Below are 702 nucleotides of genomic sequence, written 5' to 3' on the forward strand. Positions count from 1 at the left end.
GCAGCAGCTCAGCCAACCGGGCGGCGGCGTGCCCGTCGCCGTTGTCGGCGCGTTCGCGCAGCTGCCCGATATGCCCGTGCGCGGCCAGCAAGTCAGCCAACCGGGCGTCGACCTCAACGTCGCTGTAGCCGGCGTGAGGGCGTAGTACCTGGATGGCTTCCTCGACCTGCCCCTGCTCGACCAGCAGACCAGCCAATTCGGCGGCGGCGTCCCCCACGCCATCGTCGGCGTGGGGGCGTAGTACCTGGATGGCTTCCTCGACCTGCCCCTGCTCGACCAGCAGACCAGCCAATCCGACGGCGGCGTACTCGTCTTCGCCGTGCCCGTTGTCGTTGTCGGCGCGTTCGCGCAGCTCCTCGACCCGCCCGTACGCGGCCAGCATGTCAACCAATTCGAGGGCGGCGGCCCCGTCACTGTCGTCGCTGTCGGCGTAGGAGCGTAGTACCTGGATGGCTTCCTCGACCTGTCCCTGCTCGGTCAGCAGACCAGCCAATTCGATGGCGGCGTACTCGTCGCCGTTGTCGGCGTGGGGGCGTAGTACCTGGATGGCTTCCTCGACGTGCCCTTGCTCGGTCAGCAGCTCAGCCAACCGGGCGGCGGGGGGGGGGGGGGGGGGGGGGGGGGGGGGGGGGGGGGGGGGGGGGGGGGGGGGGGGCCGAGGGGGGGGAGAGGACAAAAAAAAGAAAAAGCGGAGGGGAACAG

Annotated in this window: 1 protein-coding gene; it reads right to left on the reverse strand. The window is 70.2% G+C overall.

Annotation, left to right across the window (positions count from 1 at the left end):
* Positions 1 to 589, reverse strand: a 589-nt coding sequence (locus ACZ6DT_RS17465; protein ID WP_465595628.1) for a tetratricopeptide repeat protein, incomplete at its 3' end; no start/stop codon positions are given.
* Positions 590 to 702: the final 113 nt, after the last annotated feature.

It is taken from the genome of Amycolatopsis sp. NPDC041971 (assembly GCF_055588925.1).